General features: G+C 72.7%; 15 protein-coding genes and 1 riboswitch. Of the genes, 6 read left to right on the top strand and 9 right to left on the bottom strand.

The features are described 5' to 3' along the window. Positions 1 to 59: 59 nt before the first annotated feature. Entirely contained in the window at positions 60 to 878 is an 819-nt protein-coding gene (locus APR03_RS10145) for an MHYT domain-containing protein (RefSeq protein ID WP_253835302.1), read from the bottom strand. Positions 879 to 1030: 152 nt separating this feature from the next. Then, positions 1031 to 2134: a phosphoserine transaminase gene (gene serC / locus APR03_RS10140; protein ID WP_275977398.1), complete on the bottom strand. Its 1104-nt coding sequence runs from the start codon at positions 2132 to 2134 to the stop codon at positions 1031 to 1033. A gap of 89 nt (positions 2135 to 2223) precedes the next feature. On the opposite strand from serC, the gene APR03_RS10135 reads away from it, so the two are divergent. From APR03_RS10135 to APR03_RS10125, 3 genes are all read left to right on the top strand, one after another. Then, positions 2224 to 2940, top strand: coding sequence for an iron-dependent transcriptional repressor DtxR (locus tag APR03_RS10135; protein WP_253835300.1), 717 nt, complete (start codon positions 2224 to 2226; stop codon positions 2938 to 2940). Positions 2941 to 3093: 153 nt separating this feature from the next. Continuing rightward, positions 3094 to 3280: riboswitch (cyclic di-AMP (ydaO/yuaA leader) on the top strand. 2 nt (positions 3281 to 3282) lie between these two features. Beyond that, a complete protein-coding gene (locus APR03_RS10130) occupies positions 3283 to 4077 on the top strand; it encodes a C40 family peptidase (protein WP_253835299.1) in 795 nt (264 codons plus the stop codon). 189 nt (positions 4078 to 4266) lie between these two features. Next, on the top strand, positions 4267 to 5223 hold the full coding sequence (locus APR03_RS10125; RefSeq protein WP_253835297.1) for a universal stress protein: 957 nt from the start codon (positions 4267 to 4269) through the stop codon (positions 5221 to 5223). Between the two features lie 67 nt (positions 5224 to 5290). Here APR03_RS10125 and APR03_RS10120 read toward each other — a convergent pair whose 3' ends face one another. The 4 genes from APR03_RS10120 to APR03_RS10105 form a co-directional block, all read right to left on the bottom strand. Further along, positions 5291 to 6565 (bottom strand): aspartate aminotransferase type Ic, encoded by a 1275-nt coding sequence (locus APR03_RS10120; protein WP_253835294.1) that lies wholly within the window; start codon positions 6563 to 6565, stop codon positions 5291 to 5293. A 16-nt stretch (positions 6566 to 6581) separates the two neighbouring features. Beyond that, positions 6582 to 8423, bottom strand: coding sequence for an ornithine--oxo-acid transaminase (gene rocD, locus APR03_RS10115; protein ID WP_308216478.1), 1842 nt, complete (start codon positions 8421 to 8423; stop codon positions 6582 to 6584). Between the two features lie 78 nt (positions 8424 to 8501). Continuing rightward, positions 8502 to 9281, bottom strand: coding sequence for a hypothetical protein (locus tag APR03_RS10110; RefSeq protein ID WP_253835293.1), 780 nt, complete (start codon positions 9279 to 9281; stop codon positions 8502 to 8504). A gap of 1 nt (position 9282) precedes the next feature. Then, positions 9283 to 9765 carry an OsmC family protein gene (locus tag APR03_RS10105; RefSeq protein ID WP_253835292.1) on the bottom strand — a complete coding sequence of 161 codons (483 nt, stop codon included), beginning with the start codon at positions 9763 to 9765 and terminating at the stop codon, positions 9283 to 9285. A gap of 186 nt (positions 9766 to 9951) precedes the next feature. Here APR03_RS10105 and APR03_RS10100 point away from each other — a divergent pair, with 186 nt between their 5' ends. Then, positions 9952 to 10656: a hypothetical protein gene (locus APR03_RS10100; RefSeq protein WP_253835288.1), complete on the top strand. Its 705-nt coding sequence runs from the start codon at positions 9952 to 9954 to the stop codon at positions 10654 to 10656. 18 nt (positions 10657 to 10674) lie between these two features. Here APR03_RS10100 and APR03_RS10095 read toward each other — a convergent pair whose 3' ends face one another. Beyond that, positions 10675 to 11301: a hypothetical protein gene (locus tag APR03_RS10095; protein WP_253835278.1), complete on the bottom strand. Its 627-nt coding sequence runs from the start codon at positions 11299 to 11301 to the stop codon at positions 10675 to 10677. 123 nt (positions 11302 to 11424) lie between these two features. Between APR03_RS10095 and APR03_RS10090 the strand changes: the two genes are divergently transcribed. After that, complete coding sequence (locus APR03_RS10090; protein ID WP_253835276.1) at positions 11425 to 12228, top strand: thymidylate synthase; 804 nt, start codon at positions 11425 to 11427, stop codon at positions 12226 to 12228. Continuing rightward, the gene (locus APR03_RS10085) at positions 12228 to 12749 is read left to right on the top strand and encodes a dihydrofolate reductase (RefSeq protein WP_253835274.1); all 522 of its coding nucleotides are present in this window, start codon (positions 12228 to 12230) and stop codon (positions 12747 to 12749) included. Before APR03_RS10090 ends, APR03_RS10085 begins: the two co-directional genes overlap by 1 nt. 110 nt (positions 12750 to 12859) lie before the next feature. On the opposite strand, the gene xylB is transcribed toward APR03_RS10085, so the two are convergent. Further along, entirely contained in the window at positions 12860 to 14338 is a 1479-nt protein-coding gene (gene xylB, locus APR03_RS10080; RefSeq protein ID WP_253835272.1) for a xylulokinase, read from the bottom strand. A 177-nt stretch (positions 14339 to 14515) separates the two neighbouring features. After that, positions 14516 to 15670 carry a xylose isomerase gene (xylA, locus tag APR03_RS10075; protein WP_253835270.1) on the bottom strand — a complete coding sequence of 385 codons (1155 nt, stop codon included), beginning with the start codon at positions 15668 to 15670 and terminating at the stop codon, positions 14516 to 14518. Positions 15671 to 15756: the final 86 nt, after the last annotated feature.

The raw sequence follows: 15756 nt of genomic DNA, 5'->3' as shown, positions 1-15756 counted from the left end.
CGACACAGCGCCCGGCCCACGAGGGACCGGGCGCTGCGTCGCGACTGTGCGGTGCGAGCTCAGACCGAGCGGTTCGTCTGCGCGAACTGCGCGGCGCTCGGCTGCAGCTCCTGCGGGACGGTCTCGTACCGCGCGCCCTGCTCCGTGTGCGCCTTGAGCCGGTTCTCGAACTCGGCCTGGGTGCGCAGCTCCTCCTCGGTGGGCCAGAGGCCGATGCCGAGGATGAGCAGGAACGTGACGACGCTGACGGCCATGACGAGCGGCACGAGCAGCTGCATGGTCGACGCGCCGGCGGGCACGCTGTTCACGGGGTTGATGACGGACACGCCGGCCATCCCCGTGTAGTGCATGCCGGTCACGGCCACGCCCATCACCAGGGTGGCGATGATCGTGGCGAGCGTCCCGCGGATGTGGACGGTGCACCACAGCGCTGCGGTGGCCGCCACGACGGCGATCACCACGGAGGCGACCACGTAGACGGGGTTGTAGGTGACCTCCGCCGACATGTTCATGGCCTCCATGCCCATGTAGTGCATGGCGGCCACGCCGGCGCCCGCGAGGGCCCCGCCGACCAGCATCGCCGGGAGCTTGCGCTTGCCCAGCTCCGTGATGAAGAGACCCGCGCCGACCACGACGATGGCGATCGCCGCGCTCAGCAGGGTCTGAGGGATGTCGTACCTGATGGTCACACCGGAGGCGGAGAAGCCGAGCATGGCGACGAAGTGCATCACCCAGATGCCGGTACCGCCGATGGCGATGGCGCCGAAGATGAGCCATGCCGCGCGCGCACCGCCTGAGGCCCCTCGGGCGCGGGACGTGCACGCGAGGCCCGTCGCTGCGCCGGTGCACGAGATCGCGTACGCCAGCAGAGGCGTCACGATCCCGAATGTGAAGTGGTCGATCACTGGCATGGTGTTGAACAGCCCCTCGAAATGGTTCCCTCTGTTGCGGAAACGTTACAGAGTTCCGGTGCCTCGGACAATACGGGGAACCCGGCGCCGAAGGGATATTGCGGACGTGATCGGCCTGGTCACACGGTTTCGACGAGATAGTCGACGCATGCGGTGAGCGCGGCGACGTCGTCCGGATCGACCGCCGGGTACATTCCCACGCGCAGCTGGTTGCGCCCCAGCTTCCGGTACGCGAAGACGTCCTGGACGCCGTTCGCGCTCAGCTCGGTGATGATCCGGCCGGCGTCGATCTCGTCGGCCAGGTCGATGGTGCCCACCACCGTGGAGCGCTCCTCGGGGCGGGCCACGAACGGCGTCGCCCAGTCGCGCTGCTCGGCCCAGGAGTAGAGGATCTCGGCGGACGCCGCGCTCCGCTTCGCGGACCACGCGAGCCCGCCCTGCGCCAGGAGCCACTCCACCTGGTCGGCCAGGAGCAGCAGCGTCGCGACGGCGGGCGTGTTGAGGGTCTGGTCCTGGCGCGAGTTCTCGACCGCCGTCGTGAGCGAGAGGAACTCCGGTACCCAGCGGCCCGAGGCCTCGATCCGCGCGGCACGCTCCACGGCCGCGGGGGAGAGGACGGCGAGCCACAGGCCGCCGTCGGCCGCGAACGCCTTCTGCGGTGCGAAGTAGTAGGCGTCCGTCTCGCTCAGGTCGACGGGCAGCGCGCCGGCCCCGGACGTCGCGTCGGTGAGCACGACGGCGCCGTCCGGCCCGGCCGGCCGCCGCACCGGGGCCATGGCGCCGGTGGAGGTCTCGTTGTGCGGCGTGGCGTAGGTGTCGACGTCGTCCGCCGGCTCGAGGTGGGCCACGGAGCCCGGCTCCGCCGTGATCACCTGCGACGGCTCGAGGAACGGGGCGCGCGACGTGGCGGTGGCGAACTTGCCGCCGAACTCGCCGAACGCGGCGTGCTGGGCCCTGCGCTCCACGAGGCACAGCGTCGCGACGTCCCAGAAGGCCGTGGCGCCGCCGTTGCCGAGCACCACCTCGTACCCGTCCGGCGCGCCGAGCAGCTCCGTGACGCCCGCGCGGATGCGGCGCACCAGGTCCTTGACCGGGGGGCGCCGGTGCGAGGTGCCGAGCACGTGCGCGTTCGCCACGAGATGATCGACCTGGCCGGGGCGCACCTTGGACGGTCCGGAGCCGAAACGGCCGTCGGCGGGCAGCAGGTGTGGCGGGATTGTCAGTGGCACAGAACTAGACTAGAACCTGGGCCGACGCCCGGGCCGTACGTGTCCAGGGCGACCTGGCGGCTGGGCGCACGACGGGAGCAGACGTGACGGATCTGATCGACACCACCGAGATGTATCTCAAGACCATCTACGAGCTCGACGAGGAAGGCATCACGCCTCTGCGCGCGCGCATCGCGGAGCGTCTGGGCCACTCCGGGCCGACGGTGTCGCAGACGGTCGCGCGCATGGAGCGCGACGGCCTCGTGATCGTCACCGGCGACCGGCACCTCGAGCTGACCGAGCAGGGCCACGACAAGGCGATGCGGGTCATGCGCAAGCACCGGCTCGCGGAGCGCCTGCTGACGGACGTCATCAAGCTCGACTGGGAGCACGTGCACGTCGAGGCCTGCCGCTGGGAGCACGTGATGAGCGACCTGGTGGAGAAGCGCCTGGTCGGCCTGCTGGACCACCCGCACCACGACCCGTACGGCAACCCGATCCCCGGCCTGTCCGAGCTCGGCGAGGCCTACACCGACGTGCCGTTCCTGTCCGGCGTGATCTCGCTGCCGTCGGCGTTCGAGGCCGCGGCGAAGAAGGGCGTGCGGGGCGAGCCGCTCGCGGCGTCCCTCACCCGGATCGCCGAGCCGCTGCAGACCGACGTCGAGCTGCTCGCGCGCCTGGCGGACGCCGGCCTGGTGCCGGGCTCGCGCATCACGGCGATGTACCGCGACGGCATCTACACCGTGACCGTGGACGGTGCCGCGACGGCGCTCGAGCTGGGCGAGGACCTGGCGCGGCACCTCTTCGTCGCGACCGCCTGAGCGCCGCCGGGGCCGGTCCGGACGCCCGGTTTGCCGGGAAGATGCCACCGCAGGTCCGACACGTCATGGCATTCGTTGCCGGAACGTGACATCGCGGGTGACGTCCGGTACGTTCAGAGCGCTCTCATGGAGTTGATCCGCGAGAGTCCTCGGACGGACGCCGAACTCTGTCACCGGCCGGGGCCCCAAGACGACCGCATGACAGAGGCGGGGGACCCACCATCGGGCGCCAGGGTGCGTCCTCGGGGTGAAGCCGGGCAGTCCTTCGGGACGCACGGCCGGGTGATTTCTCCCACCCGAACCCGACAGCTGACCTCGAAGGCGTACAAGGAGAGGTACTACGTGACTGCACGTACGACCCGCGCACGCCATCGTGCGGCGCGACGCCCCGTGACGCCGCTCACCGAGCTCGCCCAGAACGCCGCCGTCGGTCGCCGTACCGCGGTCGCCGCCGCCGGTGGAGCGCTCCTCGTCTCGACGTTCGGTGGCGCCATGGCCGCCCAGGCCGCCCCGATGGAGACCGGCCACGCCAAGATGAACTCGGTCGACCTCAACGCGCTGACGACGCAGGCCCGCGAGGCCCTGTCGAACGCCCCTGTGGTCACCGTCGCCCCGGACGCCCAGCTCGATGTCGAGAAGTCCGCGGTCTCCGTGGTCTCGGCCGCCGACAACGAGGAGTACCAGGCAGAGCTCGCCGCCCAGGAGGCGGAGGAGGCTGCCGAGGCCGCCGCCGCCGAGGCGGCAGAGGCCGCGGCCACGGCCGCCAGCACCGCGTCGACGTCGGTCGACATCCCCGCGTCGGCGATCGGCAACTCCGTGATCTCCATCGCGAGCCGCTACATCGGCGTCCCGTACGTCTCGGGCGGCGCCAGCCCGAGCGGCATGGACTGCTCCGGCTTCACCCAGTACGTGTACGGCCAGCTCGGCATCGCGCTGCCGCACTCGTCGTCGGCCCAGGCCGGCTACGGCACGGTCGTGCCGGCGTCGCAGGCGCAGCCGGGCGACCTGATGTGGACCCCCGGGCACGTCTCGATCTACGCGGGTGGCAACACGATGATCGACGCGTCCAAGCCGGGCACCGTCGTCGACTTCCGCCCCATCTGGCAGTCGAACCCCACCTTCATCCGCCTGGGCTGATCCAGCCGCGCGAGCCGAGCGCCTGTCCGCCGTCACCCCTGCGCCGGGGTGCGGCCGGGCAGGCGCTCTGCTGTGCCGCCGTGCAGGTCGCGGCGGGTGGGCCGGTTTCCTGCGACTGACGTCCCACGACGGCCCCGCCGCCGGTAGCGTGGGAGGTGCAAGGGTGCACCGCAGAGGAAAGGGCTGCCGATGACACGATCCGAGGTCGTACTGGTCGGGGTGGACGGATCGGCCGCGAGCCTGCACGCGCTGGACTGGGCCACCGCCTACGCGCACCGCGTGGGATGGTCGCTGCACATCGTCTGCAGCTACTCGCTGCCCTCGTTCACGGCGGCATCCCTCGACGGCGGCTACGCCGCGCTCGACGACACCACCATCCAGGAGGGCGCGAAGTCCGTCCTGGCCGAGGCGGAGGCCCGGGTGGCCGACGCCGGGGTGCGTGCCACCACGGAGGTCGCGACCGGCGACGCCGCCGGCGTGCTCGTGGAGCTCTCGGGCGACTACGGGCTCGCCGTGGTCGGCACGCGTGGCCGGGGCGGGTTCACGGAGCGGCTGCTCGGCACGGTCTCGTCCGCGCTGCCCGCGCACGCGCAGTGTCCCGTCGTCGTCGTGCCGCTGCGGGCGGAGGCCAACCGCGGCGTGTCCTGGGGCGAGCCCGGGGAGGCCGAGGCCGAGCCCGCCGGCACGTCGGGGCCGGGAGAGGTCCGCGAGGTGCGGCGCATCGTCGTCGGCGTCGACGGCTCGCCGCAGGCCGAGCGTGCGCTGCAGCACGCGATCACCCAGGCCACCGCGTGGGGCGCTGAGCTGACCGCCGTCACGGGCGTGCCGGTCGGGAACGCCGGGATCCTGGCATGGTTGCCGTCGTCGATCGACCGCGAGCAGGTGCTCGCGGACATCGGTGCAGGCATGGACGTGCTGGTGGACCGGTACGAGGCCCAGAACCCCGGGCTGCGCATCCGGCGGATCGTGCTCGACGGCACCGGCGCCGAGCTGCTCACCGAGTTCTCGACGGCGTCCGACCTGGTGGTGGTGGGCTCGCGCGGCCGCGGCGGGTTCCGCGGGCTGCTCCTGGGCTCGACGAGCCAGGCGGTGCTGCACCACTCGGCCTGCCCGGTCCTGGTCGTCAACAAGCACTGCCCGGACTGACCCGCGAAACGCGTCAGACCCTCAGGCCACTCCGGTGGCCTGAGGGTCTGACGCGTTCGTGGGTCAGTCAGGAGCGGGACTCGGCCGCGGCCAGGAGCACGCAGGTCGCGACGCCGTCCATCGCCGTGCGGACCTCGTCCAGCGGCGGCATCGACGGCGCGAGGCGCACGTTCATGTTCTCCGGGTCCTTGCCGTACGGGTGCGTCGCGCCGGCGGGCGTCAGCGCGATGCCGGCATCCTTGGCGAGCTCCACGACGCGCGACGCCGTGCCCGGCGCCACGTCGAGCGACACGAAGTAGCCGCCCTTGGGCTCGGTCCACGACGCGATGCCGTACGCGCCCAGTCGCTCGGCCAGGATCTGCACCACAGCCTCGAACTTGGGCGCCAGGATCTCGCGGTGCTTGCGCATGTGCTCGCGCACTCCGTCGGCGGAGCCGAAGAACATCGCGTGCCGCAGGTGGTTGATCTTGTCCGGGCCGATCGACGCCGCCGACAGGTGCTTCTTGTACCAGGCGATGGTCGCGGGCGACCCGGCGAGGAACGAGACGCCCGCGCCGGCGAACGTGATCTTCGAGGTGCTGGCGAACATGACCACGCGGTCCGGGTTCCCGGCCTGCGCGGCCAGCGCGAGCGCGTTCGGGCTGGTCACCTCGTCGTCGGTCAGGTGGTGGACGGCGTACGCGTTGTCCCACAGGATGCGGAAGTCCGGCGCGGCGGCAGGCATCGAGACGAGCGCGCGGGCGACGTCCTCGGTGATGACCGCACCGTCCGGGTTGGAGTACGTCGGCACCACCCACATGCCCTTGACCGTGGGGTCGTCGGCGACGAGCGCGGCCACCGCCTCGGCGTCGGGCCCGTCCACGGTCATCGGCACGGGGATCATCTCGATGCCGAGCGCCTCGCAGATCGTGAAGTGCCGGTCGTAGCCCGGCACCGGGCAGATCCACCGCACCGTCTCCTCGCGCGCCCACGGCTTCGGGGACTCGGGGAAGCCGAACAGCTCGGCGTACGCGACGACGTCGTGCATCAGCGTCAGCGACGCGTTGCCGCCCGCGAGGAGCTGCTCCACCGGCACGTCCAGCAGCTCGGCGAAGATGCGGCGGATCGCGAGCCCGCCGTCCAGCCCGCCGTAGTTGCGCGTGTCCGTGCCCGCGTCGTCCGTGTGCGTGCCCGCACCGGGCAGGTCGAGCATCGGCTCGGCGAGGTCGAGCTGCTGGGCCGAGGGCTTGCCGCGCGTGAGATCCAGCTTCAGGCCACGGGCCTGGAGCTCGGCGTAAGCCTGCTGGAGCTCGGCCAGCGGCGGGAGCGTTGCGGTAGCGGGGGACGACGTCGTAGTGGTCACCTCCCGGAGCCTACGCTCAGCCGGCGGTCGGTGACAGTTCGGAGCGCCCGCCCGGGCCCTCGGCCGGTGTCTCGGCAGGACTGTCGCCGGCGTCGGCGGCGGCCGCGGTCGAGCCGCGGCGGGGCGAGCCCTGACGGCGCTTGGCGGACGGGGCGCGTCGCTTGGCGGGTGCTGCGGACGGGGCGTCCTCGGGGGTCTCCGCGGCGGGGCGGGCGTCGGGGGCGGCGTCGGGCTCGGTCTCGGGCGCTGCGGGAGTGCCGGCGTCGGCCTCGGGCGCCGCGTCGGCCTCAGGTGCGTCGGTCTCAGGTGCGTCGGTCTCAGGTGCTCCGTCGACGACGGCCTCGGCGTGGGCGCCGTCAGCGGCGCCGGGAGCGCCGGCTGCTGCGGCGTCGGGAGCGGGGTCGGGATCCGCCGCCGTCGGCTCGGCATCTGTGGCGTCCGCGGCCACTGCGCTGCTCGGGTTCTCGGTCGTCCCGTCAGCGGGTGTCGCGTGCTCAGGCGTTCCGTTCTCGGGCGGCCCGGCGTCACCCTGCGCGTCGGCGGTCCGCGGTTCGTCGTCGGACGAGCCGGACGCCTCCGCCTCGGGTTCCGGCGCGCCCGTCGTCTCCGCGCCGCCCGCCGCGGCCCCCGTCGCGTCGCGTTCCTCGCGGAGCGACACGAGCGACTCCTCCAGGATGTCGAGCGCCATCTCGAGCTCCGGCTGCACGATCGACAGAGGCGGTGACAGGCGGATCGTCGCGCCGTGCGTGTCCGTGGCGAGCACGCCGCGCTCCAGCAGGGCCTCGCACAGGTCGCGGCCGGTGCCGAGCGTGGGGTCGACGTCCACGCCCGCCCACAGCCCGACGGTCCGGGCCGCGGTCAGCAGGCCGCGCTCCACCAGGGCGTCGAGCCGCTCCTTGAGCACCTGGCCGGACGCCGCGGCCCGCGCCTGGTACTGCCCGGTCGAGAGCAGGTCGAGCGCCGCGACGCCCACGGCACAGGCCAGCGGGTTGCCGCCGAACGTCGAGCCGTGCGTGCCCGGGGTCAGCACGCCGAGGATGTCGGGCCGGCCGACCACCGCCGAGACCGGCACGATCCCGCCGCCCAGAGCCTTGCCGAGGCAGACCAGGTCGGGCTGCACGCCCCACAGCTCGCACGCGAGCGTCGCCCCCGCACGGCCCAGGCCGGACTGGACCTCGTCGGCCACCAGGGCGATGCCACGACTGGTCGTGAGCTCGCGCAGGCCGGGCCAGAAGTCGTCGGGCGGCACCACGACGCCCGCCTCGCCCTGCACCGGCTCCATGAGCACGGCCACGGTGGTGTCGTCCACGGCGTCGGCGACCGCGGCGAGGTCACCGAAGGGAACCCGGCGGAAGCCGGGGGCGAACGGGCCGAAGCCGTCGCGGGTGACCGGGTCGTCCGAGAGACCGACCAGCGTGGTGGTGCGGCCGTGGAAGCTGCCGCCCGCGACCACGATCGTCGCCTGGTCGGCCGGCACGCCACGCACGTCGTAGCCCCACTTGCGGACCGCCTTGATCGCGGTCTCCACGGCCTCGGCGCCGGTGTTCATCGGCACGACGAGGCTGTCCTCGCCGCCGGTGGTCAGCGGACCGACCACCTCGACGAGCCGCTGCGCGAACTCCTCGAGCCGGTCGTGGTCGAACGCGCGGGACGTCAGCGTCACCTGACGTAGCTGGGACATCGCGGCGGCGACGAGCCCTTGGTGCAGGTGCCCGAAGTTCAGGGCCGAGTACCCCGACAGGAAGTCGAGGAACTCGTTGCCGTCGGTGTCCCACACGTGCGTGCCCTGCGCTCGCGCGATGGTGATCGGCAGGGGCTGGTACGTCGGGGCGAGTGCGCCGTGCGTCGTGTCCGCCATGGGTCGCAGCCTAGAGCCGGTCCCGCGATCGTGCCGGTCAACAGCATATATCGGGCCCACTCGCACCCGGATGGGGTGCTACTTCTGCTCGATCACCCGGGGGAAGCGGTCCGGCGGGGTGCCGAACGCGATGCGGGACTGGGCGATCACGGTGTGGCCGAGCGCCCGCGCGCCGAACCAGCCGACCACGGCGCCGACGCCGAACGGCAGGATGCGGCCCAGCATCAGGCTGCCCTGCTTGGCCACCTGACGCTGCACGAACCGGTGCGTCAGCGCCTTGTTCACGCGGTGCAGCGTGGTGCGCGGCATGCTCGTGAGCAGCACCTTGCCCCATGCCACACCCGAGCCACCGATGGCGTCCTCGACGTCCTGCGCGCCCTTGTCGCCGAGCACGGTCGCGAGCAGGAGCGCCCGACGGCGCGGCACGTCCTGCACGTCGATGCCGTGCACGTCCGCCACGGCGAGCGAGAACGCCGCCGACGACGCGAAGAAGGTCGCGACGTCGCTCGTGGACAGGGCGATGCTCGCCGCCGTGCCGACCGCCGGGATGGCCGCGGCCGCGCCGACCGCGCCACCCGTCGTCTGGATGACCCGCAGGTACTCCTTCTCCAGGAGCCGCACGACCTCCGCCGGGGTGGCGCCCGGGTTCCGGGCGCGCACCTTGTCCACATGCTTGTGGATCGTCGCCGACGGGATGGTCACGGCGCGGTTGACCAGGTAGTCCAGCGGACCGTCGGGCTTGTAGCTCGCCCAGTCCGCCGGTGTGACCTCGAGCGAGTGGTCCGGCTTCAGGACGGCGTCGCCCGGCGTCGCCCGGCCGTTCTGCTCGGCGGCGGTCAGCTTCTTGTCATCAGCCATGTCAGCCTCCTGTCGGCTGCTCGAACTGCGCGTCCGGGATCTGGGCGCCCGCCTTGAGCGTGCGCCCGACGGTGCAGGCCTTGTCGATCGAGCGCTGCGCGATCGTCAGGAGCTTCGCCCGCTCGTCGTCGTCGAGCATCGAGAGGTCGATCTCGAACTTCTCGGTGAGCACCGGGTACCGGTCCTCCTCGACGAGCTTCGGGTCCTCGACGCGGATCGTCGTCCGGTAGTCGTCGCCCAGGCGGCGCGAGAACGCCTTGTCGCTGCTCATGCCGGCGCACGCCGCGAGCGCGATCTTCAGCAGCTCGCCGGGTGTGAACACCGCACCGGCGCTCGCCGGGCCGATCTCGACGCGCGCGCCGCGGGCCGAGAAGCCCGTGTAGGTGCGGGTGCCGTTGCGCTCGACCCACAGCGGGTCGGTGGGCGAAGGGGTCGCGGGCTCCGCGGTGCTCGTCGCACCCGGGGTGGTGGTCTGCTCCGTCATAGGGATCATCCTTCCACTGGTCACCGACACGTTCACGGAGCCGGGTCGTGCGGCCCGGTCGGTCGGCCTGCAGTTCAACGCGGACAAGGCCCCTGGCGTTCCCGTTCCGCGCGTCACACGACGCGGGTCGGTGTGCGGCGACCGTTCGGCGGGCGGAGCCGCCCGCACGCTGCGACGATCGGTTCCATGGCGGAGAACGCGAGCGGCGGACCGGCGGCCACGGGCCCGTCGTCGGGCGAGGACCGCCTGGACGGTGCGATGCACGGTGGTGCCGAACACGGTGGTGCCGAACACGGTGGTGCCGAACAGGGCGGCGCGCCCGTTCCCGAGCACGCCACCCCGGGCACGCCCCCGGCCACGACCCCGGGCACGCCCCCGGCCGCCCGCTGGCGCCCCGACTGGCGCGACATGGCCAAGCGCCTGGCCGGTGTGGTGGCCGTGATCGTGGCCGTGTGGCTGGTCTACCTCTTCCTGTCGGCGTTCCTGCCGCGCTGGTGGGCCCAGGTGATCGGCAACGCGGTGGACGGCTCGTTCGCCGCGGGCGCGTGGTGGGGCCTGGTCACGGGCGCGGTGTTCACGCTCGTCCCCCTGCTGTTCCTGGCCCAGGCCGCCATGCCGAACCGGACGTGGGCCGTGCGCGGCGGGTTCGTGCTGGTGGCGGCGCTGTTCGCGGTGCCGAACCTGCTCACCCTCGGCATCGTGCTGGGCACGTCGGCGGCGGCGCACGCGGGCGAGCGCATCCTCGACGTCGACGGGCCGGCGTTCCGCGGCGGCACCGGCTGGGGCGCGGTGATCGGGGCGCTCGCGGCGGCGGCGATCATCACCACGGGCGCGCTGTACCGGCGGCGAGGTCGCCAGCTCCGGGAGCTGCGGGCGCAGCAGCAGGGCTGACCCCGGCCCGGCACGCCGTCAGACGAGCACGTGCGCCGGGTCGTGGCCGAGGTCGCGGACGAGCTGCTCCATGGCGGCCTGCCGGTGCCGCCGGCTCAGGTCACGCCAGACCGGCGTCGGAACGGGCCGCACGAGGAGGGCGTTCTGGTCGCCGTCCGACCCGATGCGCAGGGCGTCCATCGAGCTGAGCCCGATCCGGGTGAGCACCACGCGGACGTCGCCGGCGCCGCGCGGCGGCGGCACGGACCAGAGCGGCTGCCGGCCGTCGCGGTCCCAGATCTCGACCCGGTCGGGGAGCACGGCGACCACGGTGTACCGGGACCCGTCCGGCCGGACGGCGCGCTGGTCCACACCCAGCCGGGCCGCCGTCTCCACGAGCTCCGTGGCGGGGACCGTGAGGTGCACCGGCGCGCCGGGACGCAGCGCCGACACACGCCGCACGGCACCCCGGGCGCTCCGGTCCAGCAGCGCGTAGACGAGCACCACGATGACCGCCACCGCGACGATGCCGATCGCGACCGGCCACAGTGCCGACGTCCCGGCGATGCCGCCCGCGAGCCGGATCGCCGCGGCCAGCGCCACCGCGACCAGCGCCACCCACAGCACGGGCGACCGCCGGACCCGTGAACCCACCTGCTCAGCCATGCTTTTCCTCCTCGTCGGTGCCGCCGAGTATGTCAGGCGAGCCGCCTGCCCTCCACGACGGTGCGGACGCGCGCCGGGCGGACGGTCCGCCGGCGCCCGCGCCGTCCGGCATAGGCTTGCCGCATGACCGAGATCGAGACCCCGTACGAGGACCTGCTCCGCGACGTGCTCGCGACCGGCACCCGCAAGGGCGACCGCACCGGTACCGGCACGCGCAGCGTGTTCGGGCGGCAGATCCGGTACGACCTGGCCAAGGGCTTCCCCCTGGTCACCACCAAGCGCGTGCACCTCAAGTCCGTGGTGTACGAGCTGTTGTGGTTCCTGCGCGGCGACTCCAACGTGCGCTGGCTGCAGGAGCGGGGAGTCAAGATCTGGGACGACTGGGCCGACGAGTCGGGCGAGCTCGGCCCGGTCTACGGCGTGCAGTGGCGCTCCTGGCCCACGCCCGACGGCGGGCACGTGGACCAGATCGCCAAGGTCGTCGAGCAGATCCGCACCAACCCGGACTCCCGGCGCCACGTCGTCACGGCGTGGAACCCGGCCGAGGTGGACGACATGGCGCTGCCACCCTGCCACGCGCTGTTCCAGTTCTACGTGGCCGACGGGAAGCTGAGCTGCCAGCTCTACCAGCGCTCGGCCGACCTGTTCCTCGGCGTGCCGTTCAACATCGCGTCCTACGCGCTGCTCACCCACATGGTCGCGGCCCAGACCGGGCTCGAGGTCGGCGAGTTCGTGTGGACCGGCGGCGACGTGCACATCTACGACAACCACGTGGAGCAGGTCGAGACGCAGCTCGCGCGCGACCCGTACCCCTACCCGTCCCTGCGGCTCGCGCCGCGCGACTCGATCTTCGACTACGAGTACGAGGACGTCGAGGTGCTGGGGTACGTCTCGCACCCCACCATCAAGGCCCCGATCGCCGTCTGATGATCGGGCTCATCTGGGGGCAGGCGCGCGACGCCGCGGGCCGGCCGGTGATCGGCGCCGGCGGCGACATCCCGTGGCGCGTGCCGGAGGACTTCGCGCACTTCAAGGGCGTCACGGCCGGGCACCCGGTCGTCATGGGCCGGCTCACGTGGGAGTCGCTGCCGCGCCGGCCGCTGCCCGGCCGCACCAACATCGTGGTCTCGTCACGCGGCGCGCAGGGCGTCCCGGACGCCGACGGCGACGTGGTGCCGGTCACCACGCTCGGCGAGGCGCTCGCGGTGGCCGCCGACGCCCCCGGCGGCGAGGAGATCTGGGTGATGGGCGGTGCGCAGATCTACGACGAGACGCTGCCGATCGCCGACGTGCTCGAGGTGAGCGAGATCAACACGGAGGTCGAGGGGGACGCGTTCGCCCCGGAGATCGGCCCGGAGTGGACGGTCGTGTCCACGACGGGATGGACGACGTCGCGCTCGGGCCTCCGGTTCCGCCACCTGACCTACCACCGTTCACTGCCGAAGTAGAACTGCAGCGAGATAGAACCGCAGCGAGGTAGAACCGCAGCTACCGCTCTGGTTCTACTTCGCTGCAGTTCTATCTCGCTGCAGTTCTATCTCGGCGGGGTTGGGGGCGGTCAGACCAGGTCGCGCACCGCGGCGTACTGCTCGCGGATGACCGGTCGCGGGTCGGCCGGCAGGGTCGTCGCGATCGTCGTCGACCAGGCGGGTGCGTCCGCGCCGGCGTCCGACGCCGCGGCGAGCGTCCAGGCGGCCTGCCGCGCGGCGCCGTCGGCCACGTACTCGCCCGGTTCGGGGATGCCGATCGGCAGGCCGAAGACCTGCGGCGCGATCTGCTGCACGGCCGGCGACTGCGCCGCCCCGCCGATGAGCATCACGCGCTCGACGGCCACGCCCTGCGCGCGCAGCGCGTCCAGCCCGTCGGCGAGGCCGGACAGCATGCCCTCGATGTAGGCGCGGGCCAGGTGCGGGCGGGTCGAGGTGGCCAGGCGGATGCCGTGCAGGGTTCCGGTCGCGTCGGGCCGGTTGGGGGTGCGCTCGCCCTCCAGGTACGGCACGAGCACGAGCCCGTCGGACCCGGGCGGGGCCTGGAGCGCGAGCTCGGCCAGCTCGTCGAAGTCGACGTCGAGCACCTCGCGCGCGGCGTCGAGCACGCGGGCGGCGTTCAGGGTGACGGCCAGCATGAGCGCGTTGCCCGTGGCGTCGGCGAAACCGTTGATCGCACCGGACCCGTCGGCCGTGCGCTCCGGCGCGACGGCGGAGACCACGCCCGACGTGCCGATCGAGATCGCGATGTCACCCGGGGTCATGCCAAGGCCGAGGGACGCGCCCGCGTTGTCGCCGGCGCCGGGCCCGATCAGCGCCCCGCCGCCGACGGCCGAACCCGCCACGTCCGGGTGCGCGACGGCGCCCGCCTCGGCCGGCCCGACGACGCGCGGCAGCACCACGTCGGTGCGGCCCAGGGCGCGTTCGAGCAGGTCAGGCCGGTACTGTCCGGAGGCGGCGTCGTAGTAGCCGGTGCCGGACGCGTCCGAGCGGTCGGTGAACAGTGCGTCGAGCTGCGGGCCGAGCGGGGCCGTCGGGTCGCCCGCCGGGCCGTACCCGGCGATGCGCCACGACAGCCAGTCGTGGGGGAGCGCCACGGCGGCGACGCGCGCGGCGTTCTCCGGCTCGTTGTCGCGCAGCCAGCGCAGCTTGGTGACCGTCAGCGAGGCCACGAGCACGGAGCCGACGGCGTCCGCCCACGCCTGGGCGCCGGCGTCGCGGTCGCCGTCGCCGAGCTCGGTGATCAGCTCCTCCGCGGCCGCCGCGGAGCGCGTGTCGTTCCACAGCAGCGCGTCGCGGACGACGTTGCCCTCGGCGTCGAGCGCGACCATGCCGTGCTGCTGACCGCCCACGGCCAGCGCGGCGACGTCGGCCAGGCCGCCGGCCGCCGCGGCCGCCTCCTGGAAGGCGTCCCACCAGTGGCGGGGGTCCACCTCCGTGCCGTCCGGGTGCTTGGCGGACCCGGTGCGGACCAGGGCGCCGGTCTCGGCGTCGCGCACGACGATCTTGCAGGACTGCGTGGAGGTGTCCACGCCGGCGACGAGGGGCATCGGTGCTCCAGAAGGTTCGGGGGAAGGCGGCAGCCACGGTACAGCGTGGCTCCGACGGCAGCGGCCGCCGGCAGAGCGGATCCCCTTCGAGACCGAGGTTTCTTCGCTCTGGAGTCGTCCAGAGCGAAGAAACCTCGGTCTCGAAGGGGAGGGGGGCGGGGTGAGCCCCGCCGATCGTCAGCCGATCAGGTGGTTCAGGGCGAGCTGGTGCAGGCGCACCAGGCCGTAGTCCCGCTCGGCCAGGGCGTCGACGTCGGGGTCGGCCTCGGCGAGGAAGGAGTCGAACGACTCGCCCTCGGCGAGCGTCGGCTGCCCGAGCTCGAAGATGCCCGCGTGCTCGAACGCCGCCTGGACCTCGGGGTCCTCGCGGTACTGCTTCGCCTTGGCGGCCAGCATGTCGTAGGTCTTCATGTTGGCCTTGGCCGACTCCCACACGCCGTCGAGGTGCTCGGTGCGCGAGGGCTTGTAGTCGAAGTGGCGCGGGCCCTCGTAGCGCGGGCCGCCGTTCGGGAAGCCGTTCTCCAGCAGGTCCACCGTGAAGAACGCCGAGAGCAGGTCGCCGTGGCCGAAGACCAGGTCCTGGTCGTACTTCGGGCCGTGCTGGCCGTTGAGGTCGATGTGGAACAGCTTGCCCACGTGCAGCGCCAGGGCGATGCCGTGCGTGTAGTTGAGGCCGGCCATCTGCTCGTGGCCCGTCTCCGGGTTGAGGCCCACGATGTCGGCGTTGTCGAGCGAGTCGATCAGCGCGATGGCGTGGCCGATCGTCGGCAGGAAGATGTCGCCGCGCGGCTCGTTGGGCTTGGGCTCGAGGGCGATCTTGAGCCCGTAGCCCTTCTCCTTGATGTAGGACGCGACGGTGTCGATGCCCTCCGCGTAGCGCGCGTGCGCGGCGTTGAGGTCCTTCGAGTTGTCGTACTCGGTGCCCTCGCGGCCACCCCACATGACGAACGTGGACGCGCCCATGTCGGCCGCCAGGTCCACGTTGCGCAGCACCTTGCGCAGGCCGAAGCGGCGCACGTCGCGGTTGTTGGACGTGAACGCGCCGTCCTTGAAGACGGGGTGCGTGAAGGTGTTGGTGGTGACCATCTCGCAGACCAGCCCGGTGTCGGCGGCGGCCTTCTTGACGGAGTCGATGTGCTTCTGGCGCTCGGCGTCGCCGGAGCCGAAGGGGTAGACGTCGTTGTCGTGGAACGTGAAGCCCCAGGCGCCGAGGTCGGCGAGCTTCCGGACGGACTCGGCCGGGTCCAGGTCGGGGCGGGTCGCCGTACCGAACGGGTCGTTGGCGGGCCAGCCGACGGTCCACAGGCCGAAGGAGTACTTGATGTCGCTCACGGGGTCTCCTCGTCGAGGGCGGCCCCGGCATGCGGCGCCGCATTAGTTGTACGACTGAACTATTACCCGGGGTTCGGCTACAGTCA

The sequence above is a fragment of the Promicromonospora thailandica genome (assembly GCF_024171955.1).
Classification (GTDB): Bacteria; Actinomycetota; Actinomycetes; order Actinomycetales; family Cellulomonadaceae; genus Promicromonospora; species Promicromonospora thailandica.
This window is presented reverse-complemented; position numbering and strand designations above follow the sequence as displayed.

Bases quoted from the DNA above. Each gene is read 5' to 3' on its own strand.
- APR03_RS10095 (WP_253835278.1), bottom strand. From the start codon at position 11,301: ATGGCTGAGCAGGTGGGTTCACGGGTCCGGCGGTCGCCCGTGCTGTGG.
- xylB (WP_253835272.1), bottom strand. From the start codon at position 14,338: ATGCCCCTCGTCGCCGGCGTGGACACCTCCACGCAGTCCTGCAAGATC.
- rocD (WP_308216478.1), bottom strand. From the start codon at position 8,423: ATGGCGGACACGACGCACGGCGCACTCGCCCCGACGTACCAGCCCCTG.
- APR03_RS10110 (WP_253835293.1), bottom strand. From the start codon at position 9,281: ATGGCTGATGACAAGAAGCTGACCGCCGCCGAGCAGAACGGCCGGGCG.
- APR03_RS10100 (WP_253835288.1), top strand. From the start codon at position 9,952: ATGGCGGAGAACGCGAGCGGCGGACCGGCGGCCACGGGCCCGTCGTCG.
- APR03_RS10085 (WP_253835274.1), top strand. From the start codon at position 12,228: ATGATCGGGCTCATCTGGGGGCAGGCGCGCGACGCCGCGGGCCGGCCG.
- APR03_RS10125 (WP_253835297.1), top strand. From the start codon at position 4,267: ATGACACGATCCGAGGTCGTACTGGTCGGGGTGGACGGATCGGCCGCG.
- APR03_RS10090 (WP_253835276.1), top strand. From the start codon at position 11,425: ATGACCGAGATCGAGACCCCGTACGAGGACCTGCTCCGCGACGTGCTC.
- APR03_RS10105 (WP_253835292.1), bottom strand. From the start codon at position 9,765: ATGACGGAGCAGACCACCACCCCGGGTGCGACGAGCACCGCGGAGCCC.